The 23,006-nt window shown below is 63.6% G+C and carries 24 protein-coding genes; 9 read left to right on the forward strand and 15 right to left on the reverse strand.

All coding sequences use genetic code 11. The features are described 5' to 3' along the window. The coding region (locus tag AC1DRD_RS22415) for an LPXTG cell wall anchor domain-containing protein (RefSeq protein ID WP_478043106.1) at positions 1–1,049 on the forward strand (1,049 nt) is incomplete at its 5' end. Positions 1,050–1,237: 188 nt separating this feature from the next. Here the strand turns inward: AC1DRD_RS22415 and AC1DRD_RS22420 are convergent. The 4 genes from AC1DRD_RS22420 to rplJ all read right to left on the reverse strand — a co-directional run bounded on the left by AC1DRD_RS22420 (position 1,238) and on the right by rplJ (position 3,420). Then, positions 1,238–1,651 carry a VOC family protein gene (locus tag AC1DRD_RS22420; RefSeq protein WP_478043108.1) on the reverse strand — a complete coding sequence of 138 codons (414 nt, stop codon included), beginning with the start codon at positions 1,649–1,651 and terminating at the stop codon, positions 1,238–1,240. A 59-nt stretch (positions 1,652–1,710) separates the two neighbouring features. After that, positions 1,711–2,025 carry an EthD family reductase gene (locus AC1DRD_RS22425; RefSeq protein ID WP_478032272.1) on the reverse strand — a complete coding sequence of 105 codons (315 nt, stop codon included), beginning with the start codon at positions 2,023–2,025 and terminating at the stop codon, positions 1,711–1,713. A 392-nt stretch (positions 2,026–2,417) separates the two neighbouring features. Further along, positions 2,418–2,795: a 50S ribosomal protein L7/L12 gene (gene rplL, locus AC1DRD_RS22430; protein ID WP_478043110.1), complete on the reverse strand. Its 378-nt coding sequence runs from the start codon at positions 2,793–2,795 to the stop codon at positions 2,418–2,420. Between the two features lie 109 nt (positions 2,796–2,904). Then, entirely contained in the window at positions 2,905–3,420 is a 516-nt protein-coding gene (rplJ, locus tag AC1DRD_RS22435) for a 50S ribosomal protein L10 (RefSeq protein WP_066822620.1), read from the reverse strand. A gap of 477 nt (positions 3,421–3,897) precedes the next feature. Between rplJ and AC1DRD_RS22440 the strand changes: the two genes are divergently transcribed. The 6 genes from AC1DRD_RS22440 (at position 3,898) to AC1DRD_RS22465 (ending at position 9,362) form a co-directional block, all read left to right on the forward strand. Then, entirely contained in the window at positions 3,898–4,626 is a 729-nt protein-coding gene (locus AC1DRD_RS22440; protein WP_478043112.1) for a hypothetical protein, read from the forward strand. A gap of 241 nt (positions 4,627–4,867) precedes the next feature. Beyond that, positions 4,868–6,766, forward strand: a complete 1,899-nt coding sequence (locus AC1DRD_RS22445) for a TIR domain-containing protein (RefSeq protein ID WP_478043136.1) — start codon at positions 4,868–4,870, stop codon at positions 6,764–6,766. Positions 6,767–6,924: 158 nt separating this feature from the next. After that, a complete protein-coding gene (locus AC1DRD_RS22450; protein ID WP_478043113.1) occupies positions 6,925–7,530 on the forward strand; it encodes a hypothetical protein in 606 nt (201 codons plus the stop codon). A gap of 351 nt (positions 7,531–7,881) precedes the next feature. Beyond that, positions 7,882–8,091: a hypothetical protein gene (locus AC1DRD_RS22455; RefSeq protein WP_478043115.1), complete on the forward strand. Its 210-nt coding sequence runs from the start codon at positions 7,882–7,884 to the stop codon at positions 8,089–8,091. A 34-nt stretch (positions 8,092–8,125) separates the two neighbouring features. Further along, positions 8,126–8,782, forward strand: a complete 657-nt coding sequence (locus AC1DRD_RS22460; RefSeq protein WP_478043116.1) for a hypothetical protein — start codon at positions 8,126–8,128, stop codon at positions 8,780–8,782. Between the two features lie 214 nt (positions 8,783–8,996). Continuing rightward, a complete protein-coding gene (locus AC1DRD_RS22465; RefSeq protein WP_478043117.1) occupies positions 8,997–9,362 on the forward strand; it encodes a nuclear transport factor 2 family protein in 366 nt (121 codons plus the stop codon). Positions 9,363–9,425: 63 nt separating this feature from the next. Here the strand turns inward: AC1DRD_RS22465 and AC1DRD_RS22470 are convergent, their stop codons facing one another. Then, on the reverse strand, positions 9,426–10,052 hold the full coding sequence (locus AC1DRD_RS22470; protein ID WP_478043118.1) for a TetR/AcrR family transcriptional regulator: 627 nt from the start codon (positions 10,050–10,052) through the stop codon (positions 9,426–9,428). 50 nt (positions 10,053–10,102) lie between these two features. On the opposite strand from AC1DRD_RS22470, the gene AC1DRD_RS22475 reads away from it, so the two are divergent. Both AC1DRD_RS22475 and AC1DRD_RS22480 read left to right on the forward strand, forming a co-directional pair. After that, positions 10,103–10,969, forward strand: a complete 867-nt coding sequence (locus AC1DRD_RS22475; RefSeq protein ID WP_478043120.1) for an oxidoreductase — start codon at positions 10,103–10,105, stop codon at positions 10,967–10,969. A gap of 101 nt (positions 10,970–11,070) precedes the next feature. After that, positions 11,071–11,652, forward strand: a complete 582-nt coding sequence (locus AC1DRD_RS22480) for a DUF308 domain-containing protein (protein WP_478043122.1) — start codon at positions 11,071–11,073, stop codon at positions 11,650–11,652. Here AC1DRD_RS22480 and AC1DRD_RS22485 read toward each other — a convergent pair. The 10 genes from AC1DRD_RS22485 to AC1DRD_RS22530 all read right to left on the reverse strand — a co-directional run bounded on the left by AC1DRD_RS22485 (position 11,628) and on the right by AC1DRD_RS22530 (position 22,827). After that, positions 11,628–12,002: a group III truncated hemoglobin gene (locus AC1DRD_RS22485; RefSeq protein ID WP_478043124.1), complete on the reverse strand. Its 375-nt coding sequence runs from the start codon at positions 12,000–12,002 to the stop codon at positions 11,628–11,630. The genes AC1DRD_RS22480 and AC1DRD_RS22485 overlap by 25 nt on opposite strands. A gap of 399 nt (positions 12,003–12,401) precedes the next feature. Beyond that, positions 12,402–15,041, reverse strand: a complete 2,640-nt coding sequence (locus AC1DRD_RS22490) for a TonB-dependent receptor plug domain-containing protein (RefSeq protein ID WP_478043125.1) — start codon at positions 15,039–15,041, stop codon at positions 12,402–12,404. A 238-nt stretch (positions 15,042–15,279) separates the two neighbouring features. Beyond that, the gene (locus AC1DRD_RS22495; RefSeq protein WP_478043126.1) at positions 15,280–16,467 is read right to left on the reverse strand and encodes a pyridoxal phosphate-dependent aminotransferase; all 1,188 of its coding nucleotides are present in this window, start codon (positions 16,465–16,467) and stop codon (positions 15,280–15,282) included. Positions 16,468–16,519: 52 nt separating this feature from the next. Continuing rightward, entirely contained in the window at positions 16,520–17,350 is an 831-nt protein-coding gene (locus AC1DRD_RS22500) for a sulfite exporter TauE/SafE family protein (protein WP_478032570.1), read from the reverse strand. Between the two features lie 163 nt (positions 17,351–17,513). Beyond that, positions 17,514–17,897, reverse strand: a complete 384-nt coding sequence (locus AC1DRD_RS22505) for a reverse transcriptase-like protein (protein ID WP_478043128.1) — start codon at positions 17,895–17,897, stop codon at positions 17,514–17,516. Beyond that, complete coding sequence (locus AC1DRD_RS22510) at positions 17,876–18,427, reverse strand: pseudouridine synthase (protein WP_478043130.1); 552 nt, start codon at positions 18,425–18,427, stop codon at positions 17,876–17,878. Before AC1DRD_RS22510 ends, AC1DRD_RS22505 begins: the two co-directional genes overlap by 22 nt. 203 nt (positions 18,428–18,630) lie before the next feature. Further along, positions 18,631–20,277 carry an NAD(P)/FAD-dependent oxidoreductase gene (locus tag AC1DRD_RS22515; RefSeq protein ID WP_478043132.1) on the reverse strand — a complete coding sequence of 549 codons (1,647 nt, stop codon included), beginning with the start codon at positions 20,275–20,277 and terminating at the stop codon, positions 18,631–18,633. Positions 20,278–20,508: 231 nt separating this feature from the next. Beyond that, on the reverse strand, positions 20,509–21,966 hold the full coding sequence (locus AC1DRD_RS22520; protein ID WP_478043133.1) for a CYTH and CHAD domain-containing protein: 1,458 nt from the start codon (positions 21,964–21,966) through the stop codon (positions 20,509–20,511). A gap of 116 nt (positions 21,967–22,082) precedes the next feature. Then, positions 22,083–22,340 carry a hypothetical protein gene (locus AC1DRD_RS22525; RefSeq protein ID WP_478043134.1) on the reverse strand — a complete coding sequence of 86 codons (258 nt, stop codon included), beginning with the start codon at positions 22,338–22,340 and terminating at the stop codon, positions 22,083–22,085. Positions 22,341–22,347: 7 nt separating this feature from the next. Continuing rightward, a complete protein-coding gene (locus AC1DRD_RS22530; protein ID WP_478043135.1) occupies positions 22,348–22,827 on the reverse strand; it encodes a YaiI/YqxD family protein in 480 nt (159 codons plus the stop codon). Between the last annotated feature and the right edge of the window lie 179 nt (positions 22,828–23,006).

A 23,006-nucleotide genomic window follows, 5' to 3' on the forward strand; every position in this document is an offset into this window, starting at 1 on the left:
CGGCCACCCCGACCCCGCGCACGACGCCGCGTGCCGGCACGGCCGCGCCGCAACCAGCGCCCGCGCCGACCACCGCAACGCCGCCCGCCGCCACTGGAGCGCCGGCCCCCACCGCCACCGCGACGCCCGAGCCGGTGCCCAGCCCGGTACCGACCGCTACCGCCGCGGCACCCGCCGAGCAGCCTTCAGGCGGTTGGTCTTCCAGCACGCTGATCGCGATCGGCGTGGCGGTCCTGGCCTTGCTCGCCGGTGGCTGGTTCCTGTTCGGCCGCCGTCGCCGCGAGGAGGAGTATTACGAGGAAGAGGTCGCCGCACCTGTGGCGCCGCCCGTCGCGCCGCCGCGTCCACCAATTGCCCGCGCGCCGGTCCCGGCCCCAGCGCCGGCGCCGATACCCGAGCCTGCGCCCGCGGCACCGTCCGGCCTGCTCACGGTTCCGCTGCGGCGGATCGCCGAAGGGCTCCAGGCGCCGCCGCAGCCGCCCGCGCCGCCGCTCCCCGCCGGCCTGGTCACCGTCCGCGCGCCGCAATCGCCCGCGCGCTCGCTCGAGGCTTTGCAGCCGGAGCTCGAAATCGTCCTGATCCCGCAGCGCGCCGGCACCGATCCGTCGATGAGCGCGGCGATCGAATATCGTATCGTCATCCGCAATACTGGTGGCGGCGATGCCCGCGACGTCCGCTTCGGCATCTATATGACCAGCGCCAGCGCGCGCCAGGCCGCCGATCTGCAGACGATCTTCACCAATCCGGTCGAGCAGCCGGTAGTCGCGCCGTTCGAGATCCATGCCGGCGGCCAGGTCGAGCTGTCGGGCACCGCGATGCTGCCGCGCGCCAACCTCAACGTCATGACGATCGACGGCAAACCCTGGTTCGTGCCGGTGCTGGCGATGAAGGCCGAATATCGCTGGGGAGAGAATGTCGGCGCCCCCGGCACCGCCACCGCAGCGCACATGATCGGCATCAACCGCGGGGAAGGGGCCAAGCTCGCCCCATTCCGCCTCGACGGCGAACCACGCATGCACCCGAAGGTGGCTGAGCGCCGCGTGGCGTGAACCGAAACTGGTGAACCGCGCTCCTGCGAAAGCAGGAGCCCAGGATGGTGAAGGGAATCGCCTGGGGTCCTGGGTTCCTGCTTTCGCAGGAACACGAGCAAGTCACGCGATAGCCGCAGGTTGCGCGGCAACGTCGTCGCACGTCATTGCAGCGACTTCGGCCCGGTCCAGAATCGGACCCTGATGCGCTAGTCGGATCCCGCGATGGCGTCATAACCCTGCCCGCTGAATTCGATCAGGCAGAAACCGTGGCCGAAGGGGTCGGCGAACATCGCCAACCTGCCATAGGGCGCGTCGATGATATCGGCTTCCTGGATGGCGCCTGCCGCTTTCGCCCGCATGACGGCGTCTTCCAGGTCGTTCACGACCAGGTCGAGATGGACCGGCGACCAATGCCTGTCATAGCGCCGCGTGTCGCCGCCGGCCGGGCCGATGCGAGTCCCCGCGCTTTTTTCCAGCAGGTAGATCGGCACCTCGGCGCCGAGCAATTCCATGCATCCGGCGCCCAGCCGCCTGCCGACGCGCAGGCCCAGCGCCTGGGTATAGAAAGCCGCGCCTCGGTCGATATCCGGGACGTCGATATTCACGAGCAGGCTGGGCATCCGGGCGGCTCCGCGGCTAGAGCAAGGTTCAACGGCTGCGCCTGACGCGCCGAAGCTCGCTACTCGGCAACGACTTCGCTGAGCTGCACGATGGGCGCGATGTCCGTATAATTGGCGACGTCCGCGACGATCTCCGCGCGGTGGGGGCCGAACGCCTGCTGGAATGCCACCAGGGTCGGCGAGTAGATGTGGCATGCCGCGACGAACTTGGGCGCGCTTCCAGGTTCGCCACCGGCAAGGCCCTTTTCGATCTCGTAGCGCAGGCAGGCATCGCCGAGCCGTTCCTGGATCAGCGGCATGTGGTGGGTGCGGTAATAATCGTGATCGAACTTCGAGCCGCCATCGGCCGGATAATAGACGCTCATCTTGATCATGGTCGGGCTCCTGGCTGAACGCCTCTCCGAGCGTCCGGGGGGGCAGTTCTAGCTCACCGACTGGCGAAGCGCATCCAGACTTTAGGTGAAGCGCGTTTGCGAAGCGGCTGGCGATGGCAAATAAGCCCCTCCCCTTCAGGGGAGGGGTTGGGGTGGGGCATATCCGTCTCACCGAGCGCATCGCCAGTGGACAGGCCCCACCCCAACCCCTCCCCTGAAGGGGAGGGGCTAAGTCAAAAAGAAAAGGGCGGCCCCATCGCTGGGACCGCCCTTTCTTTTCTGCTGGCCGTCATGGGAGTAAATCCCATGACGTCGGACGTGGCTTTTAGCCACGCCGGCCGGCCTTGCGGGGATGCGGGCCGCCGGAGGCGTCCCGTCTTCCCCGCTGCGGCTTACTTCAGCTCGACGGTCGCGCCGGCTTCTTCAAGCTGCTTCTTGACCTTCTCGGCCTCGTCCTTGCTCACGCCTTCCTTGACGGCCTTCGGAGCCGACTCGACCAGCGTCTTCGCCTCGGTCAGGCCGAGACCGGTGATCGCGCGGACCTCCTTGATGACGTTGATCTTCTTGCCACCGTCGCCGGTCAGGATGACGTCGAATTCGGTCTTGGCTTCTTCGGCCGGAGCAGCGGCACCGCCACCACCCGGAGCCGCAACCGCAACCGCGGCGGCGGCGGAAACGCCCCACTTCTCTTCGAGCAGCTTCGAGAGCTCAGCGGCCTCGAGGACGGTCAGTTCGCTCAGCTGGTCAACCAGCGCGTTCAGGTCTGCCATGTATATTCTCCAAAATTTACGTCGCCCCGGCGGAGGCCGGGGCCGTTATCAACAAGTGTACGTTTGCGGCCGGCGACCCCGGCCTGCGCCGGGGTGACGACCAAAGTCGTCAAGCGGCTTCCTTGGCCCCATAGGCGCCAAACACGCGAGCCAGCTGGCCGGCCGGCGCCTGGGTGATGCTGGCGAGCTTTTGCGCCGGAGCCTGGACCAGGCCGACGATCTTCGCACGCAGTTCATCCAGCGACGGCAATGTGGCCAGAGCCTTCACGCCTTCGACGTTGAGAGCCGTCGCGCCCATCGCGCCACCAACGATCTCGATCTTGTCGGTCGTCTTGGCGAAGTCGACAACCACCTTGGCGGCGGCGACCGGGTCGATGGAAGTGGCGAGACCGACCGGACCCGTGAGCATATCGCCCAGCGAGAGATAGTCGGTGCCATCCAGCGCGATCTTGGCAAGCTTGTTCTTCGAGACCTTATAGCTGGCACCGGCCTCACGCATCTTCGTCCTGAGCTGCGTCGACTGGGCGACGGTCAGGCCGAGGTTGCGGGTGACGACCACCACGCCGACCTCGGAGAAGGTCTGCTTGAGCTCGGCGACGGCTGCGGCCTTTTGACCACGATCCATGCCATTCTCCACGTTGTGGACCGCACGCCTGACGGCGAACGGCCCGGTTCAAAGCGACCCTGCGGGCGGACCCGCATGGCCAATTCTCCGTCGATGGGGCATGGCGCCGGCCGCTGTCTTCATGGAGAGCGGCAGTCCCGACACGGCGAACCGCGAGCGGGCAAAATTCCATTCCCCGTCTAGGCAGGACATTAAGCGGGAAACCCGCACCTGCTGTCTCGGACGGTAACGCAGGGGAGGGCCAAAGCCCGCCTGCGAGGGCGCGCCTATACGGGGATTTGCGGGGAAGTCAATCGGGCCAGCGGCGACTGGGGCGCCGCCGGGCGACTGCCATGCATCCCGATTATGGCATTCGGGGCCGGCATGTAAAACGCGAAAGCTGTCTTTCGGACGGGGCCAGGACTGCTAGTCTATCCGGCGACCATGCCACGCGCCTCCACTTCGACCAGCCATCAAAGTCGAATAGGCTTCGCAAACTTGCGCCCGGTCATCATCGCGGTTCCGCTGTTCGCTATCACCATCGCGACGAGCGCGATCCTGACAAATGCGGGCGGTTGGATGCCGGCGATGATCGTGTCGGTGATCGCCGGATTGGGTTTTCTGCTGCTGTTGCGGGACAGCTTTTTCCTGGCGTTCAGCGGACTGGTGTTATGCGCGATCGCAGGGATTGGCGCGACCTCCATCGAGACACCGCTGTTCGGTTCGACGGTTCGCGGCATCCGCGTGGATCAGGCGGCCGACTATCCGGCAGCCACTATCTTCTATTTTACCGACGGGCGAGTATTGACCCAGGCCGACTGGGATCTGCCGGTTTATGGCGGTTCCAAGGGCATCAACCACGAACTCTACAGACTAGGCATCGCGCCGATCGTCGGAGACGGCTGGACATCGGATCGGCCGATCACGGCCTGGGCGGTCACCAGCGGCCCGAATTCCGACATGCCCCGTTCCGACTGGTCTAGCCCTTCCCGCGCTGGCGTGCGCGTCGTGTCATCGTCGGACGAGGATATCCGCAAAGCGATCGCACGCGCCGAACAGGCTTATCATCTGACCTCGGTAAAAGACGTGGCTCTCCTCCATTGGCTCGACGATCCCGCCGCGGCTGTGTCGGCGCAATATTGGAAGCTGCTGACGATTTTCTGTGTGTGCGTAGCTATTTGGTTGGTCTTGGTTGTAGCGTTAGAGCTGCGCGCGCGACGGAAATAAAGGTCCGAAAGGGATAATTGGATCGCACTAATTTAGTGATTAGTTACGGGGTGGGAGCCTATTTCCAAGCCTTAGTTTGACATTGTTGCCCCGGTCGTTGGGGCATGGCGCGGCTCTATGCCTAGGACCGATCGCTTCGGACTCCCGTTGCTCCGCTACGTGCCAACTCGGCCAGCATGAGCTGGGGGACGCCGCGTCGGATTAAGTCAAAAGAAGCGTTCAATATAGTGTTTCGCATTTGGTGATCGTTTATATCGTCGGCATGGCCAACAACGAACTTCCGACGATTAACGATTTCCTCTCGCGGCTTTATTCTATCCGAGACGAATCCGCAGCACGCGCGCGAGACGAATCGAAAGAGATCACCGCGCGCAACGCAGCGAAGGGTTTGCTCCGGTCTGGCGCGACGTTGAAAGCGCTAGCGTCGCTGATCGAGAGTGAGTTCAACAGAGCGCTGACAGACACGCTGACCGTCTTGCAGCACATGAAATCGGTGCCAGGGATCGACTATCAGGTGTGCCGAGACCAAGCGCTCTTGCGCACTCGAGACCTCATTCCGGTCCTGCGAGGGGCGTGTGATCTCGAGAAATGGTTCGGCTTGATCGGGCGTGGCACCGCCACTGACGTCATCGATAAGCGTGTCGATAGCCTCTATCAAAAGATCGACTATCGATTTCGTCAATTCGATGTCGGACTACCGCAACCAAACGCAGCGAGCGAGGGTGTGATGACACCCGCCGGAACGCGTTTTCAGCAACGCCTCAACGATCGGCGCGCTTGGTTCCAAAATGAATGGTTCTTCAAATGGCACCATATCGGTGGAGATCAGGCGGTCGAGATTGATCAATTCAATGGACGGTACTCGCGTTATGCCCGCATCGGGTTCTCGGGCAGCCGCCGCGACATCTACTGGCAATCGATTGCGCTAGGTTTACGCAAGGAAATCGTCGACCAGTTCGTTTGGGTAGAGGATGCCGTTAAAGGCTATGATCGAAGTGTGGCCACTCAGGCCATTGACCAATGCGCTGGCCTCTTAACGAGCTTCGCTCGCATTATCCGACGGGAGGCAGTCGTGAAGGACCGCATTCTGCGTGGAGACGGCACCAATTTTCCTCCCGAACAGGACCTTGGGCGCTGGGACGGGGCGAGTGATCAAGAGATTCGCGATCAGGCAGAAGCCCTGAAGGCTGCGCTGTTTCCCGCAAATCCTACCGCGCAATCCAACTCCCCGTCGGCCGGGCTTGTTTATCATTCCAATCGCGAAGGGCGTCCGTTTCAAGTCGCGCTGTCTTTCGCCGGTGAGCAGCGGGCCTACGTGCGCGAAGTCGCGAAGGCGCTCTCGGCAAGACATATTGCGGTATTTTACGACGAGTTTCAAGCTAACTCGCTGTGGGGTAAAGACGGAGCTGAGCATTTCCACCAGATTTACTCACGAGATTCTAATTTTGTGGTGATGTTTATATCGGTAGAGTATGTCGAAAAGGCTTGGACTCGTTGGGAGCGCCGATCGGCCATTAGTCGACAGATGAAGGATGATGGGGAATACATTCTTCCTGTGCGATTCGATTATACCGAGGTCCCTGGCTTGCCCGACACGCTGCAATATCTCGTCGCTGACCGTTTCACGCCGACAGAGTTGGCCGTCGCGATCGCCGAGAAGATCGGGATTTCGTCCACATCTGGCAAAGCGTCCGATGTTCCGCCACCAACGTCCGGTGCAATGTCAGGCGAGGTGACTTTCGACTACAGCGCGTTCAACGGCCGGTACGTCATTGGAAGCGGAGCCGCCTCCTTTGAAACCTATTGGTCGAAGGCGAGCAACGCGGGCATCTATCTGATGAACGACCCACCCTCGATCCACGGCATTGCGATTGCGCGTGGCGCGACTGAGTTCGAGCAGATCAGCGACGCATCAATTTACGATTTCACGTCTCGCGTTCGCACAGTGAAAACCGGCGAGATTGCAGTCCTCCGCAACGTGAACGATTTTTATGCCGGGGTGCAGGTCCTGAGGATTGAGGACGACAGTCGAGGTGCGCCGAGCGACACCCTTACCATGCGCTATGTGATCGTGCCGAACACCGAAAAGGATTTTTCATCGTATATCGGCGAAACGCCGATAGGATACATTGAGCGGTAGTGGTGCCAAACTGCTCCTAGAGCGATGTTCGTAGGAGTTAAAGGAGTAGAGCGCTTGCACGACGCCGGATAAGATTCATATTATAATCTAGGTCGTCGAGTACAGCAACCTCAGGGCTATTGTCTCGGTGTGTGGTGTGAGTTCTTGGAGGATTTTCGATGGACTGGTCGGATGTCCTAAAGGTTATCGGAGCGCTTGGCGGAATCGCTACGGTGTCGGCTGGAGTCGCAGCTTTCGTAGGTAACCTTGTTTCCTCCAGAATCGTCCAAGCACAAAAAGCAAAGTTTGATGAGCAACTTGAAACTCATAAGGACGCCCTCGTTCGGGAGGCGGATCGCAATCGGCTCATTTTGAAACGTCAGGAGATGTTGTTCGAGCGGGAATATACGGCAGCAGCGGATTTCTTTCGACTATTCTCCGATATCATTCCGGAGCCTTGGGCACCTGATCTTGATTGGGCTGATGCACAAATGAGGATTGCGGAGAGCTTTTTTTCTCACGAGAAAAACCTGAGAATCTTTTTAGGGAAGTATTCGGCTTGTCTAAGTGGGGAAGCTCGTCGGTTACTTGAGTCGGCGAAATCTCGAGCCAATGAGGGGGGATTCGAGGTGGCCCAAGAGACCGTCGAAGGGGAGTATGAGCTTGGATGCTATCCGAGCGATAGAGTTTGTAAGATTGTCGATCAATTTCACGAAGCACTGAGTAGTGCAGAGAAGAAAATAAGGGACGACTTACGTACGGGATCATTTATCCAGGATGCTTAGTATTAAAATGCTTTGGATTAGGGTGCCAGTTTACTAGGATTACGGTGCCAGTTTACTAAATGCACCAAACTTGTCGCGCTGATCGCGCGTAAAAAGGGCGCGATCCCGCGCCTTGCCCAACGCCCCCAAAGCCCCACATCCCTACTATGAACCCGACGATCTCCCTTCATCACGTCGAAGTGCATCCGGGCAGCAGCACCGAGCGCCTCCCAGCCCTGGGCGGGCGCGCAGCCTTTTAGGCGCCTGACCTAGGGCCCCCCTCGCGCCGGCGACTGTGCCGGCTCCCTGAACAGAAGCGACGTTCCCGACGGCCCAAGGGCCGCGAGCGCGCGCGCATCGAGGAGGTGCACCATGGACCGTTTCGTGGTCGAAGCAGAAAGACGAGTGGTGGGGATCGCGGTTCGCGTGCCCGGCGGTTTCAGGTTCGTCGCGTCCGATCCGGATTTTCACGCAGTAGACCGCAAGGTCTTTCGCCGCGCTCGTTTGCTGGTGAGCCGCGTCACCGAGCTTGCCCGCGCGCTGCGCGCCCGACGGGCCGAGCGCCCTTTTTCTAGGCTGTAGATTCATAAAAGCGGACAGCCTGGAAGCGCCCAAGTTGCAGACGTTGAGAAACGATTTTTTTGCGAATAAGCTGCTGCTACGTCATGGTCAAACACGTAAATTTGGAGAAGATGCTGATGGATATCGTGTTTGGGGAGCGCGGCAAGTGAGCGTGGCAAAGACCATCAAATTTGTTTTAAGCTTGGGAACTTTGCTGGTTGCGGCGACAGCGATTGCTCAATCCGATGCATCCAAACCGTCGATCGGGTTTACGATTGGCGTTCCGACTTCCACTGTTGAGGGACCGAACACTCCGCTGTGGAACAAGCTCAAGAAAGCGCTCATCGCCTCGCAAAGCGATAATGGCGCGGCGTTCAAGGGGCTGCTTTTACCGGGCGCCAAGGTAGTGATTCACACCGGCGACGATTCTCCATCGCCATTCACCACTGCGACGATCAAAGCAGCGATGCAGAGCTGTTTCGGGCCTTATCTATATGATGAAGGCAAGACCTGGTTAGAGTTTTCTTGGGTGTGCCACGTCAATAAATCAACGCCATTGAGCCGTATCCTTACCTTCCGCGATTCTCCGGAACTAAGCGTAGTCGTTTGGTACGAAGGCTCGCGCATCAAGGAATTGATGGCATCAGAGCACGTCGTCGTACCGGGTATGCCGAAGCTGAGGATGGACGCTGCCGAGGGAATACAGAAGTAGATTACGGTGCCAGTTTACCAAATGCACCAAACTCCCTCGCGCTCATCGCCGGCCTTGGCATCGGGGCCACCCGCATCAACCGCCATCAGAGCGCCGGCCACATCATCACCTAACGCCCCGCGTCGACTTGAGCGGCGATGGCGGGTCGCGTACCTCACGGTGACGTTGAGGCTGCGCGGGCGTGCGTCAGCATTGGTAGCGAATGGGGATCGACATGTCGGAATCGCCTGAACTTGAAATCCTCCATGCCACGATCGAACGCGTCTGGAGCGAACATGACGAGGCGAAGAGGCTCGCGGCGATCGAGGATCTGTATCATCGCGACGCGCAGATCTTTGAGCCGGCGCGCGCGGTGACAGGCCATCAGGCAATCTCAGACGTGGTGAAGGGCGTCCTTGCCGACATGCCTCCGGGCTTCAGCTTCAAGGTGCTGCCGGGTGGCCATGGCCATCATGGCATCGCCACCGCGCAATGGACGGGCGGTCCCGGCGATCAGGTCATCGTCAGCGGCGCCGACGTCGCGCGGATTGCGGACGGGAAAGTCATCGAACACTATTTCTTCTTCGACGCGGCGGACTGAGCGCTTCCTCGGACGGCACGACCGACCGGGTCTTCGTGGTCCGGGACCTGCCCGATCCGCGGTTCAGGCGTCCTGGCCACCCGATAGCTGCCGGTCGGTAAAGCCGAGCAACAAGGCGCTCGCGACCTGTCGCGCTTCCGAGGCGAGCGCTTCATCGGCAAGTTCGCCGGACGTCCAGAAGGACAGCACGCCGCGAAAGGCGAAGGCGAGTTGCCGCGGCAAACAGCGTAGCGCTTCTTCCTGTCGGCTTGCGATCAAGCCCTCGCCGTCGCCCAGCGCCAGCCGCCACAAGGCCGTGGAATGGGCCAGGGCCTTTCCGGGGACGGGGCCCGCGGTACCGATCCAGCCCATCACTGCCCGATTGATCCTCGGCTCCTCCAGCATTCCCGCTGCCGCGATGCCGATGGCGAGCAGCACGCGGTCTGCTGCGTTGGGGAGCGGTGGTTGTTCGGCGAAACGCTTCGCCATCGTGTCGATGCGCCGTTCGGCCAGGGCGTGCATGATCGCCGCCTTGCTCCCGAACTGGTTGAACGGCGTTGCGAAGCTGACTCCGGTCTCGGCCGCAAGGTCGCGCATCGAGAACTCGGCCTTGCCCTCGCGGAGCAGGCGCTCCGCCGCGTCGATCACGCGCTGACGCAGCGGCTCCCCCCTGGCGGCGGTTGAAGAAGGTTGGGGCTTGTCGCTTGCCATCTCACTATCTATATCATGATATAGTTATCAACTCAGCCTGGAGTTAGACCATGGCGGCTGCCTTGCCCAAGACTTTCCTCATCACCGGTGTCAGCTCGGGCCTCGGGCGTGCCTTCGCCGCGGGCGCGCTCGACGCGGGGCATCGCGTGATCGGCACCGTGCGGCGGGACAGCGACGCCGAAGCCTTTGCCGCGCTTGCGCCCGGTCGCGCGCATCCGCTCGTGCTCGACGTGACCAGCTTCGACGTGATCCCGGCGGCGGTGACCGATGCCGAGCGGATTGTCGGTCCGATCGACGTGTTGGTGAACAATGCCGGCTATGGTCACGAAGGGGTGTTGGAGGAATCCTCCATGGACGACCTCCAGCGCCAGTTCGCGGCCAATGTGTTCGGTCCGGTCGCGATGATGAAGGCGGTGCTGCCGGGCATGCGCGCACGGCGTCGCGGCCATATCGTCAACGTTACGTCGATGGGCGGCTTCATCACCTTGCCCGGCATCAGCTTCTATTGCGGCAGCAAGTTCGCGCTTGAAGGTATCTCCGAAGCGCTGGGCAAGGAAGTGGCGGATTTCGGGATCCGGGTGACGGCGCTCGCTCCCGGTCAATTCCGTACCGACTGGGCCGGCCGGTCAATGGATCGCACTCCCCGCAGCATCGCGGAGTATGACGCCGTCATGGATCCGATCCGCGCCGCACGGCACGCCAAGAGCGGAAATCAGCCGGGCGATCCGGCCAAGGCGGCGCAAGCGCTGCTTGCCTTGACCGACGCGCCGAGCCCGCCGGTGCGGCTGTTCCTGGGCGAAGATGCACTGGGGCTGGTCGACCAGAAGCTCGATCAGATGAAGGCCGAAATCACCGCCTGGGATGCGCTCTCGCGCTCGACCAGCTTCACCTCCGCCGCGAGCCCTTCAACTCCCTAAGGCGACCCTCCTCGCGAGGCGCGGAACACACACCGTCGGAGCTCCGAGGCTCCGGGGCCGGCCGCGTGCCCATTCACCATTCGCATGGAAAGAAACCTGTCATGACCATGACTGCCGATATCTCGACCTCCAACCGTAACGGGCTCACGGGCTATTATGCCATCCGAGCTCTCGTATCGACCTTATGGGTCGCCCTGGCGTTTACCATTGGCAAGGCGCATCCGCCGCTCGGCATCGGGCTGATCATCGCCTATCCCGCATGGGACAGCCTCGCCAATTATATCGATGCGAAGGGCAATGGCGGCCTTCGCGCCAATCCTACCCAGATGCTGAATGTCATCGTGAGCGCGATCGTCACGCTCGCGGTCGCGGTTGCGGCCACGCGCGATTTCCATATCGTGATCGCCATCATCGGCATTTGGGCCGGGCTTGCCGGTATTCTTCAATTGACCACTGCCGTTCGTCGCTGGCGCAGCTCGGGCGCACAATGGCCGATGATCCTGAGCGGCGGGCAATCCGCCTTGGCCGGCGTAGTGTTCGTGAAGAAAGCGACCGATGCGACCGCGAGCCTGACCGTCGCCGATGTCGCGCCCTACGCGGCGTTCGGCGCCTTCTACTTCGCCATTTCCGCAGCGATCCTGTTCCTAAAGCGCAGCGATCACGCGGCGTTTCGGTCCCGGTAGAACTGGACGCCCAATTGCAGGCTTTCGGCAATCCGGTCCGCCTTTTCCTGGAAAAGGGCGGCCGCCTCGGGCGCGAGCACCTCGGTGCTCGTCTGGCGCCACAAAGCGAGCCAGCGCGCGAAATTGTCTGCGGTCATATGCGGCTCATGGCGGACATGGGCGACCATGGGCTGGCCCTTGTAGCGGCCGCTGGTCAGCAGCACCGACGACCAGAATGCCTGGAGCTTGGCGAGGTGACGCGGCCAGTCCTCGATCGCGCCGTTGAAGATCGGGCCGAGCACCGCATCCTCCCGGACGCGCGCATAGAAAGCGGGAACGAGTTTGGCGATGTCGTCTTCGGTGATCTCCATGGCCTGGAGATAGGTCGGCGGGGCTGAATTGCGACTCTGTTGCCCAATTGGGCAGGGCAATCGCATATATGGGGTATTTGGTCAGGAGGGGAGCGGTCTTCGCTTCGTCCCATTGCCATAACTGGCCAGAAAATACCGCGCTTGAAGAGCTTCAGGCGATTTTTTCCCTACGTCACCCCGGCCTTGTGCCGGGGTCCACCGGGAGGCAGGCTGAGGGCTCGATGCTCAAGCTTCGCGTCAAGAGGCCTGGTGGATGCCGGCACGAGGCCGGCATGACGGTTCGGGCCGTCGATTATACCTTCCCGCTCCATATGCGATTGCCCTGTCCAATTGAGGGACTGGCAGCTGCGCCGCCAAACTCGACGAGCCGCCCGGCGCCCCGGACGGCTCGTCTTCACATCAGAACTTCACAGAGATCTTGCCGTAATAATAGCCGCCATTGATCCCGTAGGGCGAGAAGGTCAGCGGCGAGTCGATGACGTTGCCGCCATTCACCAGGGTGAAGTTGGTCGTGCCCGGTACCAGCGCGACCGTCGGCGGCTTCTTGTTGAACAGATTGTTGGCGCCGATCGTCAGCGTGACCGTGTGGGCGATCGTATAGCTGGCGTCGAGATCAACGATAAACGCGGTGCCGATGTCCTGTTTGTAATAGGTGCCGCCATCGGGCGAGGCATAGGACGAGCTCTTGCCGAACAATGTCCCGCGCAGGGTCGAGGAGAAGGCGCCGAGCTTATAGGCTGCCGACCCGACGATCTTCACCTTGGGCGATGCGGTTTCCAGATTGGAGATCGCCGATTTGTCGAACAAGGCGATCGGCGTCGTGCCACCGGAGGGCGTGAGCTGGGTCGGGGCGAGCCCGATCCGTGTCGCCTTGGTCTCGTTATAGGTCCCCGAAATCGTCCAATCGACCTTGCCGGCATCGCCGAAGTCGCTGAAATAGGTCAGCACGACATCGACGCCGCGCGTCCGCGTGTCCGCGCCGTTGGTGAAGATGTTGATGCCGGTCTGGCTGACGGTCGGGTCGAGCACGTTGCCGTTGGCGACGATCGCCTGCGTCACCACCGGGAAATTGATCGCGCCGCCGCTGCCGAAGATCGATCCGGTGCCGAGAATGCGGTTGCGGATCTTCACCTGATAGGCATCGAGCGTGATCACCAGCCGCGATGCCGGCCTGAACACGAATCCGGCGCTATAGTTGGTCGACTTTTCCGGACCGAGGTTGCTGAAGCCGAGCAATTTGGCCGCGGCCGAGTTGGCCGGAAGCTGGACGAAGGCCGAGGTCGGCGAAACGTTGGTCGCCGAATAATAGCTTTCGGCCAAAGTCGGCGCGCGGAAGCCGGTCGAGACCGTGCCGCGGATCGCCACCGCCGGGCTGAAATCGTAGCGGCCGGTCGCTTTCCAGGTCCAGGTCGAGCCGAAGTCCGAATAATCCTCGTAGCGCAGCGCGGCATCGAGCTTCAGCCCGTCGACCGGCTCGGCCGACAAATCGAGATAGCCGGCCCAATTGTGCCGGCTATGCTTGCCCGCATCGGACGGCCGGAAGCCGGGATAGGATTGTCCGCCCTCCTTGTAGATCGAGCCCGGATCGCCCGATCCGATCTCATAGATATTGCGCCGATATTCGCCGCCGAACGCGATGTTGAGCGGATGGGCGAGGCCGAGATCGACTTCCTTCGAGAAATCCGCGTTGATCGTCCATTCGGTCGCCTTGAACAGCCCGTCATAGAAATCGGTGGGCGTGAAATGGGTGTCGATGAACAGCGAGCGGTTGGCCGAATCGAGCGTGTAGATCAGGTTCTTGTCCTGCCCATAAGTCGCGCTGAGATCCCATCGGAAGCCGTTCAGGTCGCCCTTGATGCCGCCGGTCACCGAATAATCGTCCTCGCGAATGCCCTCGCGCGGGTTGAAGCCGTTGGGCGGGGTGTCGCCATCGGGATCGTAGACGATCGAGCCCGGCGCGCCGAGCGTTCCGCCGACGCCGAGCACCGGCGAGGCGATGATGCGGTCGGGCACGCGCAGATTCTCATACGCCGACGCAATGCGCTTCGAATAGCTGCCGAAGCTGTAGACCTGGACGTCGCCGAAATCGTAGCCGGCATTGTACTGCAAATTGGTCAGGTGCGAGCGCGCATCGCCGTTGATCCGGTTGACATAGGGAAAGCCGGGAATCCCGGCGTAGAGAGCCTGTTGCGCCGCCGAGAGGTTGGTGCGCAGCACGCCGTTGGAATCGGTCACGCGGCGATCCAGGCCGCCGACCTGGCTGAACGCGTGGAAGCGGTGGAAGAAGGTGAGGTCGAGGAACCCGTTCTCGCCGATCTTGGTGCCCATGGTGAAACTGCCGGCCCAGGTCTCGCCGCCGGTATCGTAATAGGAACCGCCAGTGGCGATCGCTTCGCCGCCGCTGGTATCGTCCTTCAGGATGATGTTGATGACGCCGGCGATCGCGTCCGAGCCATATTGCGCGGCGGCGCCCTGTTCGAGCACTTCGATGCGCTTGACCGAGGCGGGAGTGATGAGGTCGAGATCGGCCGCCGCCGCGCCCTGATAGGGGCCGCCGAGGACGGCGAGGTTGGCGGTGCCATGCCGCCGCTTGCCGTTGACCAGTACCAATGTGTGATTGGGGCTGAGGCCGCGAAGTCGCGCCGACAGCGTCAGATTCGCGGTGTCGCCGCCGAACGCCTGGGCGTTGAACGACGGGACGAGCTGGGTCAGCACCTGGTTGAGATTGGGCTGACCGACGCGGCTCAGCGTCGCCGCGTCCAGGACCTTGATCGGCGCGGAGCTTTCCGCCGCCGTAGTGCCGACGACGCGGGTGCCGGTGACGATGATCTCGTCGCTGGCTTGGCCACTCACCGCCGTTGCCGCGGGAAGCGTGGCTGCCTGGGGATCGCCAGGTGCGTCCGCGGGCGGCGCGGTTGCCGCCTTGTCAGCCGTCACATCCGCCGTCTTGTCGGCGGGAGTGTCAGCTGTTCTGGCCTGTGCCCCGGCCGCCCACAAGATGCCGAGTGCCAGTGCCGTAATAGATACCGATCTTTTCATTGAAGGCCCCTTTCAACAGAAAGCCTTCAGACACCCCTCCCGCTCAGTGCCGTTCGTGAAGCGCCGGCGGACGTTGCTTGTCCTGGATCGCCGCGACGCGAACGGATTGGCCGCCTGGCCCAACGGGGCGCGGCAGCGGTGGATATGGAAAATGCGACTGGGCGCGCGGCCGCGTTGGACGCGGGGGAGCCGCTGCCCAGTCGTGTAAACAGTGTAAGGAACGGCGTGAGCCGCATCGTCAGGCGGTCCAGACCTTGTCCAAAGCGGTGCAGAAAGCGGCCATCTCGGCCATCGATCCGACGGTGACGCGCGACACGCTGGGCCAGATCGGCCAGGATCGGCCGATCTCCACGCTCTGCGTCCTGAACGCGGCCTGCATGTCCTTGGCCGGCTTGGTCTTCCAGTCGATCATGAACATGTTCGCCTCGGTCGGGATGACCTTCAACCCGCGTTTCTTGACATGATCGACGGCGAAGGCGCGCGCCGCCTGCATCTGGGCGCGGCGTTGCGCGATCAGCGGCGCGGCGGTGAGGCTGGCGGTCGCGCAGACCAGAGAGGGGAGCGGCAATGCGCCCGACTGCATGCCGCCGTCATAGCGCATCATCTTGGTGATATTGGCGGGCTGGGTCATGATATAGCCCATCCGCATTCCGGCCATGCCGAAGATCTTCGAAAAGGTCCGCATGACGATGACGTCGGGATATTTGACCGCGAAGGGTGACGCCACCGGCACGCCGGCGAAATGCGTATAGGCCTCGTCGATCAACACCATCGATCCGGCCGGCTTGTTCTGGATCAGCCATTCGATATCGGCGAGCGGCGTGATCGTCCCGGTCGGGTTGTTGGGCGTGCAGATATAATAAAGCCCGGCATTGGGGTCCGCGGCCAGCATCGCCTTCACGTCGTGGCGGAAATCGGGGGTCAGCGGCACCGCCTTGACCGGTGCGCCGAGCCACGCCGCGGTGCGCCCGGCGAGCTCGAAGGTCGGATCGGCGGTGACCAGACCCTTGGTCGGCGAGCAATAGGTCACCACCGCGCGCGACAGGGGGTCGCTCGATCCGGGCCAGGGGGCGACATGGTCGAACGGCACGCCCTCGACCGACATCACCGCCTTGATGAAATCGTTGCGCTCGGCGTGCGGGGAATAGCGATTGCCTTGCGCGATCATCTTCGCCGCCGCCGCCTGGCCGGGGGCGAGCGGCCCGGTCCAGCATTCGTTGGCGCCGATCCGCGTCTTTGCCGTCGGGGCGGGATCGGGCACGCCGGCCGATGCCCAGGCGGGCCGGCCGCTCGCCGCCGCCATTGCGCCGACGCCGAAGATCGCGGCGATGCGGGCAAGGTCGCGGCGGGCATAACCGCGGCTGAGCAGGTCATCGGCCGATTCCTCGTTCAGAACGGTGTCAATGACGGTTTCTTTGTCGATCATCTTGTCTGTCTCCCTGTTCGCGTTGGTCGGTCCCATCGACCAGTCGCCGTTGTCAGAATTTTATCGCGTTCCTCAGCATCACGATCGAAATGAAGATGAGATAGAGGCCGAATACGCGCTTGAGCGGTCCGGCCGGCAGGCTGTGCGCCGCGGCCACGCCAAGCGGCGCCGTCAGCACCGACATCGAGGCGATCACCACCGTCGCCGGCAGGTTGACATAGCCGAGCGATCCCCAGGGCAGGCCATGCTCGCGAAAGCCGATGATCGCGAAGCCGATCGCGCTGGGGATCGCGATCAGCGCGCCAATGCCCGACGCGGTCGCGATCGCGCGATGGATCGAGCGGCCATGCAGCGTCATCACCATGATCGCGATCGTGCCGCCGCCAATCCCGAGCAGCGAGGAAAAGGTGCCGAGCCCGCCGGCAATCGCGACGCGCGGCGCCAGGCCAGGCATCGAATCCGAGATGACGTGATCGCTGAAGCGCGGCACCAGAAAGTTGAGCGACATCAGCAGCACGCCGATGGCGAAGATCATCAGCAGGACATGCCCATCGACATGGCTGGCAAGGACGACCCCGACGGCATCGCCGAAGATCAGCCATGGCGCCCAGGCGCGCAGAATCTCGAATTCGACTGCGCCGCGCTTGGCATGCGATCGCAAGGATCTGAGCGATGTGAGAATGATCGTCGCGGCTGACGTGCCGATCGCGACGTGCGCATATTGATGCTTGTCGCCGCCCAATAACGGCAGGACCAGCATCAGCGCCGGAACGACGATGAACCCCCCACCAATACCAAAAATGCCGGCGGCAAAACCCGCGATCAGTCCGGCGCATAACAGCGCGAGCAACGGAATCAGCCAAACGCCTTGTGAAGCAGTCAAGAGCGACCCTCCCTTTTAGGTGAGGCCTCTCCTGCGAGACGGGGCTTGTCGCCGCCCTGTCGATTCGTAAGCTGCGCAAGCGATCGACCATTTGCAACAAGAAAATAGGACGATGGCTTTTTTCGTAACTAATTTACTTAAATAAAGGGATATTGGTCGCCGATTACCGTCCGTGCAGCCGGGCAAGCGCGACGCCGGCCAGGTTCTGCGATCGCTTCACGTGACGAATCTGCAGCTTGCCCAGCCGCGATTGCGACGAGGCCAGGGCCTGGAGGTGATGGATGTGATCGCGCGGGCATCTGACCGTGCCATTGGCCTGACCGACGACCGCCAGCGAATCCCCCAGGAACACCGCTTCGTGCAAGCCAAGTTCCCCGGCCAGCTCCACCGCGTGCAACAACGCCAACCATTCCGCGTCCATCGCCGACCCAGGCCCGAGACCCTGTCGCACATAGTCGCGCCCTTGCACGACCACCGCGGTTTCCATCCCCGACGCCGGCCGCCAGCCGCCGTCGAAGAATAGCTTCACACGTCCAGCGATCGCCATTCCCCCGGCGCGATGCCGTCGAGCGACCAGTCGCCGATGCTCCACCGCACCAGCCGGAGCGTCGGGTGGCCAACCGCCGCGGTCATGCGGCGGACCTGGCGGTTGCGGCCTTCGCGGATCGTCAGGCGAATCCAGCCATCGGGTATGTTCTTGCGGAAACGGATCGGGGGGTCGCGCAGCCATAGATCGGGGGCCGGGATGCGTTCGGCCTCGGCCGGGCGCGTGATGCCGTCCTTCAGCCGCACGCCGCTCCCCAAGGTCGCCAGCGCGCCGTCGGTCACGTCGCCTTCGAGCTGGGCGAGATAGGTCTTGGCCGTCTTGAATTTCGGGTCGGCGATCCGCGATTGCAGCCGGCCGTCATCGGTCAGCAGCAACAGCCCCTCGCTGTCGAGGTCGAGCCGCCCGGCAGGATAGACTCCCGCCACGTCGATGAACGCGGAGAGGGTAGGGCGCGTCGATCCCTCGGTACCGCGATCGGTGAACTGGCACAGTACGCCATAGGGTTTGTTGAACAGGATCAGGCGCGGCATTGGGCGCCTTTGGTCCACAGCGGTCCGATTTACAATATTCGGGAGCGGCGAGTTGAGTGCGTAGTCCAGGTTTTCGCCCAATTCCCATCGTCACCCCGGCCTTGTGCCGGGGTCCACCGTGCCGCAAGCGTGGGAGAAGAAGCCCTAGGGCGGAGCTTAGCAGCGCAGTGGATGCCGGGACGAGCCCGGCATGACTAAAGTGCCTAAGCCACGGCCGCCCCCACAACATCCGCCCGCTCGCCACCCAAGCTCAGCGCCACAGCCTCAGCGACCTTGATGCCGTCGACCGCCGCCGACAGGATGCCGCCGGCATAGCCCGCGCCTTCGCCCGCCGGGAACAGGCCGGCGGTGTTCAGGCTCTGAAAGTCCTTGCCGCGGGTGAAGCGCACCGGCGACGACGTCCGCGTCTCCACCCCGGTCATCAGCACGTCGGGATGGTCGTATCCCGGGATCTGGCGGCCGAATACCGGCAGCGCCTCGCGCATCGCGCTCACCGCGAAATCGGGCAGGCATTGGCTGAGGTCGGTGAGCTGCACGCCGGGGCGATAGGAGGGGACGACCTCGCCCAGTTCCTGCGACGGCCGCCCGGCCAGGAAGTCGCCGAGCTTCTGCGCCGGTGCCTTGTAGTTGGAGCCGCCCGCGACGAATGCGCGCTCTTCCCAATGGCGTTGCAGCGCGATCCCCGCGAGCGGATCGCCGGGATAGTCGCGCTCCGGATCGATCGCGACGACCAGACCCGAATTGGCGTTGCGCTCGTTGCGCGAATATTGGCTCATGCCGTTGGTCGCGACGCGGCCGATTTCGGATGTCGCCGCCACCACGGTGCCGCCCGGGCACATGCAGAAACTGTAGACTGCACGCCCGTTCGAGGCGTGGTGCGAGATATGATATTCGGCCGCGCCGAGGATCGGATTGCCCGCGCTGGGACCGAAGCGCGCTTTGTCGATCCACGATTGCGGATGCTCGATGCGCACGCCGAGCGAGAAGGGTTTGGCCTCGACGAACACGCCCGCCGCCTGCAGCATCGCGAACGTGTCGCGCGCGCTGTGACCGATCGCCAGCACGACGCGGTCGGCCTCGAGATATTCGCCGTCATGGAGGTGAAGGCCGCGGATTTGGCGCTGTCCGGCCGCGTCGGTGGAGATATCGACACCGTCGACGCGAGTGCCGAAGCGGTATTCGCCGCCTAGCTGCTCGATCGTCGCGCGGATGCTCTCGACCATCGTCACCAGCCGGAAGGTGCCGATATGCGGGTGCGCCTCGGTCAGGATTTCCTCCGGAGCCCCGGCCTTGACGAACTCGGTCAGCACCTTGCGGTCGAGATGGCGGCGGTCCTTGATCCGGCTGTAGAGCTTGCCGTCGGAAAAGGTGCCCGCGCCGCCTTCGCCGAACTGGACGTTGCTTTCGGGGTTGAGCACGGATCTGCGCCACAGGCCCCAGGTGTCCTTTGTCCGCTCGCGTACGACCTTGCCGCGCTCGAGGATGATCGGGCGGAAGCCCATCTGCGCCAGGATGAGCGCGGCGAGCAGACCGCACGGGCCGGTGCCGATGACGACGGGGCGCAGGCCCCTGCCGGTGGCGCGGGCGATCGGGCGATAGGCCGTATCGGGGCTGGGCCGGACATTGCGATCGTCGGCGAAGCGCGCGAGCAATGCCGCTTCGTCGTGCACGGTCAGGTCGATCGCATAGATCAGCATGATCGCATTCTTGCGCCGCGCATCGTTGCCGCGCCGGGCGATCTCGAAGCTCAGTAGCTCGTCCGCATTGATCCCCAGCCGCGCGCAGATCGCGGCGGGAAGCGCTTCGGCGGGATGGTCGAGCGGCAGTGCAAGGTCGGTCAGGCGGATCATCGGCGGTGCTGTAGCGGGGTAGGGGGCGCCATGCCAGATTCCCCTCCCGCTTGCGGGAGGGGCTAGGGGAGGGCGTGTTTCTCTAGCGCCGCCTTCGACATGCCCTCCCTCATCCCCTCCCGCAAGCGGGAGGGGAGCTTAGGTCAGCCCTTCGCCAGAGACCACGTGATCATGCATGTCGTCTTGCCGGCGATCGTGTCGTTCTCGCCCGCTTTGGCCCACCGTCGGCGCTCAGCGCCAGAAACGTTTGGCGTCAATCAGGGCGTCATAGGCTTGCTCGGCCTGGCGGAGCAGCTGCTCGCGCTTACCGCTCCCCGGCGGTTTGGCGTCGATCCCGAGCGACGCCAGGATTCGGGGCGCGACGACCAGGTCGTTGAGCTCGCCGAGCTTGTCCTGCAACGTCTCCAGTGCTTCCAGAAACGGCTCGTAGCGGCGCCGCGCCTTGCCGGTGCGATAGAGCGAGGCGAAGAACTGCGTCGCATAGCGCAGCTTCTTGGTGGCGATCCGCGCCTTGTGGCGATGTTGGTCATCGAGTCCGGCCAGCCCCTTGCCGCGCCGCTTGAGCTGGCGCCGCCGCTGCTCGAGCAGATCGGCCGCGAACGGCTCGATATCGCCGTGCAGTATCGCGGTGTCCGCCGGAGCCGAACACCAGTCGCCGAACGACAGCCATTCGGTCAGGTCGAGCATCAGCAGGCGGGCTCGCGCTGACGCGAGCTCAGTCCGGACATGGTCGAAACACGAATCGCGCGCGACGACCAACCGCTCGCGCAATTTATGGCTCCCGCGCTCGATCAGCGCGTCGAGATTGCGCACCTCCCCGAGTTCGACGGCAAGCCAGCGCAGCTCGACGCGCAGCAGGTCGCCCCGATCGTCGCCGGCGATCAGCGGCTTGAACAGCGAGAACGCGGTACGCAACCGGCGCAACCCGACTCGCGCCTGATGCAGCGGCTCGGGCGCGCCGGTTCGCAACACGATGTCCTCGTTGCAGCGGAACTGCTTCAGGCAGGATCGGGCGATGACCCGAAAAGCCTCAGACGGCGTGCAGTTCGGGTCGATCGTGATCGGTTCGCTCCTGGCCGGAAGGTCGACTTCGCCTTCGGCCAGCAGATAGCCGCGCTCGGCCTTCGACAAAGCGGAGAGGCGGAGTGGTGCCGCCTCGTCCAAGCGGCGCGCGACGTCGAACAATGCCTGCGCCGAACCACTCTCCAGCTCCAATTCAACTTCGCACAGCGACAGGCGCCGATCGCCCGCGCGGACCTCGCCTTGGTCGATCGCACAGGCGAAACGCGCGCCGCCAGCATCGAGTGCACGGGTCGCGCGCCGGACGTCGGTCACGAACACCCGCTCGAGGCGCGCCGCCGCGTCGCGCCCGATGATCTGCGCCAACGGGCCGCTGCGAGCATCGAGTACCGGCCGGTCGCCGCGCACGTCGTGCTCCCATTCCCCGCGCACGAACAGTCCGGCCGCGGCGCCCTCGCTCTTGACTGTCTGAACCTGCGTCCCGCCTTCGCGTCGGATGCGCAGCGCATAGCCGGCCTCGCGCACCTCGCGGTCCGGCGTGTCGAAATAGGTTGCCACGAGATACTCGACGTTGGCATCCGCGCCGGCGAACGCCGTCGACGCATCCAGTCGATCGCGGTCGGCTGGATCGAATTCGAGCTTCAACTCGATTTCGCGCGGTTGATCCATGGTCGACAAAAGGCTCCCGAAGGGTGCGCCGATCAAGATGCTTTCTGCGGACCGCTCCTCGCGGGCACGCGCGAGGTGCTAAATCCCTCCCGCAAGCGGGAGGGGAGAATAGTTGGTCAGCCTTCGGCCTTGTCGGCCATATCCATGAAATTGCGCGCGGCGTTGCGATCCGCCTCGTCCTTGAACGCGACATCGAGGTCGGGCGCGACGCCGAGCATGTACATCAAGGTCCACAAGGCGAAGCGCCGCGGGCGGTCCTTTTCCAGGCCCAGCTCGACCCGCATCCGCTCGGTCCCCGCCTCGAACGAAGCAGGGGTCAGCGTGGCCATGTCGGCGGTGCCGAAATAATGGCGCAGGCGGTCGTCGAGATCCATGGCTCGATTAACGCGCCCGGACCAGCGCGGCGTCAAGCGCCTGCAGGAAGCGCGAGCGATCGGCCTTGGTGAATGCGGCCGGCCCGCCGATCTGATCGCCGCCCGCGCGCAGATCGGCCATGATCGCCCGCGTCGCGATCGCCGCACCGATCGAGCTCGTCGTGAACGGTTTGCCGGTGGGGGAGAGCACTTGCGCGCCCGCCTTGAGCGCGCGGTCGGCGAGAAGGATGTCGGCAGTGATCACGACAGCACTCGGGCCGGCGACCTCGGCGATCCAGTCGTCGGCGGCGTCGAACCCGTCGCTAACGACGATGCGCGTGATGAGTGGGTGCGCGGGGACGCGGAGATGGCTGTTGCTGACCACCCAGACCGGGACCTCGAGCCGCCAGGCGACTTTGTAGATCTCGTCCTTGACCGGGCAGGCATCGGCATCGACCAGGATGCGGCGCCCAGTACCAGCGGGATTGGCCGTCACGTCAGATGTCATGGGTTCTCAACTCCCGTTCGCTCGACACGAACGGACAGGGGCGAATGCTTCGCCGGACGGTAGCGTCAAGCACGCGGCGGGCGCGGTCCCTTGTTCGGAGCGCCACCCTTGCGATGCGCATGCGGCGGACGGCCGCGGCCGGCGGGCGGGCCCTGACGGCGCGGGGCGCCGCCCTGGCC

It is taken from the genome of Sphingomonas sp. P4_G2 (assembly GCF_056401155.1).

Excerpts from the sequence above, each read along its gene's own strand:
- AC1DRD_RS22420 (WP_478043108.1), bottom strand. The coding sequence starts at position 1,651 with ATGCCCAGCCTGCTCGTGAATATCGACGTCCCGGATATCGACCGAGGC.
- AC1DRD_RS22425 (WP_478032272.1), bottom strand. The coding sequence starts at position 2,025 with ATGATCAAGATGAGCGTCTATTATCCGGCCGATGGCGGCTCGAAGTTC.
- rplL (WP_478043110.1), bottom strand. The coding sequence starts at position 2,795 with ATGGCAGACCTGAACGCGCTGGTTGACCAGCTGAGCGAACTGACCGTC.
- rplJ (WP_066822620.1), bottom strand. The coding sequence starts at position 3,420 with ATGGATCGTGGTCAAAAGGCCGCAGCCGTCGCCGAGCTCAAGCAGACC.
- AC1DRD_RS22450 (WP_478043113.1), top strand. The coding sequence starts at position 6,925 with ATGGACTGGTCGGATGTCCTAAAGGTTATCGGAGCGCTTGGCGGAATC.
- AC1DRD_RS22455 (WP_478043115.1), top strand. The coding sequence starts at position 7,882 with ATGGACCGTTTCGTGGTCGAAGCAGAAAGACGAGTGGTGGGGATCGCG.
- AC1DRD_RS22465 (WP_478043117.1), top strand. The coding sequence starts at position 8,997 with ATGTCGGAATCGCCTGAACTTGAAATCCTCCATGCCACGATCGAACGC.
- AC1DRD_RS22470 (WP_478043118.1), bottom strand. The coding sequence starts at position 10,052 with ATGGCAAGCGACAAGCCCCAACCTTCTTCAACCGCCGCCAGGGGGGAG.
- AC1DRD_RS22475 (WP_478043120.1), top strand. The coding sequence starts at position 10,103 with ATGGCGGCTGCCTTGCCCAAGACTTTCCTCATCACCGGTGTCAGCTCG.
- AC1DRD_RS22480 (WP_478043122.1), top strand. The coding sequence starts at position 11,071 with ATGACCATGACTGCCGATATCTCGACCTCCAACCGTAACGGGCTCACG.
- AC1DRD_RS22485 (WP_478043124.1), bottom strand. The coding sequence starts at position 12,002 with ATGGAGATCACCGAAGACGACATCGCCAAACTCGTTCCCGCTTTCTAT.
- AC1DRD_RS22490 (WP_478043125.1), bottom strand. The coding sequence starts at position 15,041 with ATGAAAAGATCGGTATCTATTACGGCACTGGCACTCGGCATCTTGTGG.
- AC1DRD_RS22495 (WP_478043126.1), bottom strand. The coding sequence starts at position 16,467 with ATGATCGACAAAGAAACCGTCATTGACACCGTTCTGAACGAGGAATCG.
- AC1DRD_RS22505 (WP_478043128.1), bottom strand. The coding sequence starts at position 17,897 with ATGGCGATCGCTGGACGTGTGAAGCTATTCTTCGACGGCGGCTGGCGG.
- AC1DRD_RS22510 (WP_478043130.1), bottom strand. The coding sequence starts at position 18,427 with ATGCCGCGCCTGATCCTGTTCAACAAACCCTATGGCGTACTGTGCCAG.
- AC1DRD_RS22515 (WP_478043132.1), bottom strand. The coding sequence starts at position 20,277 with ATGATCCGCCTGACCGACCTTGCACTGCCGCTCGACCATCCCGCCGAA.
- AC1DRD_RS22520 (WP_478043133.1), bottom strand. The coding sequence starts at position 21,966 with ATGGATCAACCGCGCGAAATCGAGTTGAAGCTCGAATTCGATCCAGCC.
- AC1DRD_RS22525 (WP_478043134.1), bottom strand. The coding sequence starts at position 22,340 with ATGGATCTCGACGACCGCCTGCGCCATTATTTCGGCACCGCCGACATG.
- AC1DRD_RS22530 (WP_478043135.1), bottom strand. The coding sequence starts at position 22,827 with ATGACATCTGACGTGACGGCCAATCCCGCTGGTACTGGGCGCCGCATC.